We start from the raw sequence: 2,364 nt of genomic DNA, 5'->3' as shown, positions 1-2,364 counted from the left end.
CTCCCTTGAATCAGCAGTTTAGGCAAAAACAGAACTTAGTCTGAGACTAAATTCTGTTGATTTTATGCAGTTTTCTCAAAGTAACTTCTGGAAGGACGGGAACTAGAACTTACTTTGAGAATTTACCATTTTTTAAACACTCTCTATTCTTCCATTTCGTGATTCCCTTCTTGTAGAACCCGTACGGATATGCTCTCTCGTACAACTCCTAATGTCAATCCAAGTTTAAATGTTCGACCTTGGAAAAATCTCCCACATCAATACACAGTTCATTTTTGACAACATTTCTTCTTGTTAGCTACTTTTCAACAGCATTGTGAAGAGTTATGTAGTTGATATTCTTTCCTGTTTATTATGTAGTGGCCGAATTTGCTCCTCATCGACTTTATAACTAGGCTATTTTTTCCAAAAACAAAAGTCGCTAGATTTTTCTAACGACTTTGTTATTATACGCGTTCAACTTTGCCTGATTTTAGTGCACGTGCTGAAGCCCAAACTTTTTTAGGTTTACCATCAATCAAAACAGTTACTTTTTGAAGGTTTGGTTTAACTGCGCGTTTAGTTTGGTTCATAGCGTGTGAACGGTTGTTACCTGATACAGTCTTACGACCAGTGAAATAACATACTTTAGCCATTGTATCTTCCTCCTCATTTGATCAAATATATCGGATGTGCTAGCACCACATACCATACTATTCTAACAGAAAAGATTGGACTTGGCAAGAATTATTTTCATTTTTATTTTTATTTTTTTAAAAGTATCTATACTCATAGGTAAATATTTTAATACTACAGTTTGCGCCCCATCCATAATTCTTCGTTCTCTAAGTTATTATGGTCATGAAAACTTTGGAGCGGTTTATATTTTAATTGTTCTCTGCTCACTTCTATCGTAGATTTCTTCATGGCGAAGAACTAGATCGAGCTTAATAAACTATATAATAAAAAGGATTCTCGAAAGAAAATCCTTTTTGGTTTAATCTAAGAAACTTATGCTTTGTTTGCTTGAAATCTGAGATTTCTTCGCAGTTACATTAAGCTTTGTTCGCTGAACCGAATACGTCGATACGCTCTTCAACAGATGCTTGGATAGCTTTCACGCCGTCTGCCAAGAATTTACGTGGGTCAAAGAGTTTTTTCTTATCGTATTCTGCTTCGTTTGCTTCATAAGCTGCTGCAAATTTACGAGTTGCATTTGCGAATGCGATTTGGCACTCAGTATTTACGTTAACTTTAGCAACACCCAATTTGATTGCTTCTTGGATTTGCGCATCTGGAATACCTGAACCACCGTGCAATACGATTGGGAAACCTGGTACAGCTTCAGTCAATTTACGCAAGTGATCTAGGTCAAGACCTTCCCAGTTTGCTGGGTATGGACCGTGAATGTTACCGATACCTGCTGCCAAGAAGTCAATACCAGTTGCAACCATTGCTACTGCGTCTTCAATTGGAGCCAATTCACCAGCACCTACGATACCATCTTCTTCACCACCGATAGTACCAACTTCAGCTTCAACTGAGATACCTTTAGCGTGCGCCAATTCTACAACTTCTTTTGCTTTTGCAAGGTTTTCTTCTACTGGAAGGTGTGAACCGTCAAACATGATAGAAGTGTAACCAACTTCGATACACTCAAGTGCATCTTCGTAGTGACCGTGGTCAAGGTGAATAGCAACTGGAACTGTAATGTTCATTGATTCAATCAAGTTTGCGATCAAGTTGCGAGCTACTTTGTAACCACCCATGTACTTAGCTGCACCCATAGAAGTTTGGATAAGAACTGGAGCTTGTTTTGCTTCTGCTGCACGCAAGATAGCTTGAGTCCACTCAAGGTTGTTTGTGTTAAATCCACCAACTGCATAACCGTTGTCACGAGCTGCTTGGACAAATTTTTCTGCTGAAACTAATGGCATTTCGATAGCCTCCTAATATTTTTTGAGGTTGCACCTCATACTCCTCTATTCTACCATTTTTATTTTGAAAATGCTAGTTGAAACCGTCTAGTTTTGAGAAAATTTTCACATATCTTTTCATGAAAGCCATAATAATGCCTGTTTCGTATCATTCTTGTAATTTATGAACTAGCGTATATCGTGCTCTGCACTTATCTAGACAAAGCAAAAGGACTAGCCTTAGCTAGTCCACTATGCGGAGAGTGGGACTTGAACCCACACGACCTAAAGCGGTCACAGGATCCTTAGTCCTGCGCGTCTGCCAATTCCGCCATCCCCGCGATTGAGTACCTTACTAGTATAACAGGACAGCTAAGGCTTGTCAAGAAAATTTTTTAGTTTATTTCAAAAAATCAACTTTCTATTCAATCAGTAAAATTGGAAAATCTAAGCGAAAATGGAGCTAAGG

2 protein-coding genes and 1 tRNA gene are annotated in these 2,364 nt (G+C 38.5%); all 3 read right to left on the bottom strand.

What is annotated here, in order from left to right:
• Positions 1-446 precede the first annotated feature (446 nt).
• On the bottom strand, positions 447-635 hold the full coding sequence (rpmB, locus tag ODU50_RS10285) for a 50S ribosomal protein L28 (RefSeq protein WP_001140948.1): 189 nt from the start codon (positions 633-635) through the stop codon (positions 447-449).
• Between the two features lie 399 nt (positions 636-1,034).
• A complete protein-coding gene (locus ODU50_RS10280) occupies positions 1,035-1,916 on the bottom strand; it encodes a class II fructose-bisphosphate aldolase (protein ID WP_013730139.1) in 882 nt (293 codons plus the stop codon).
• Positions 1,917-2,150: 234 nt separating this feature from the next.
• A tRNA-Leu gene (locus ODU50_RS10275) sits at positions 2,151-2,236 on the bottom strand.
• Positions 2,237-2,364: the final 128 nt, after the last annotated feature.

This window comes from Streptococcus sp. 2020WUSS084 (genome assembly GCF_044427445.1).
Lineage (GTDB): Bacteria > Bacillota > Bacilli > Lactobacillales > Streptococcaceae > Streptococcus > Streptococcus suis.
Note: the sequence above shows the minus strand (reverse complement) of the source record. Positions and strands in the feature narration are given on the sequence as shown.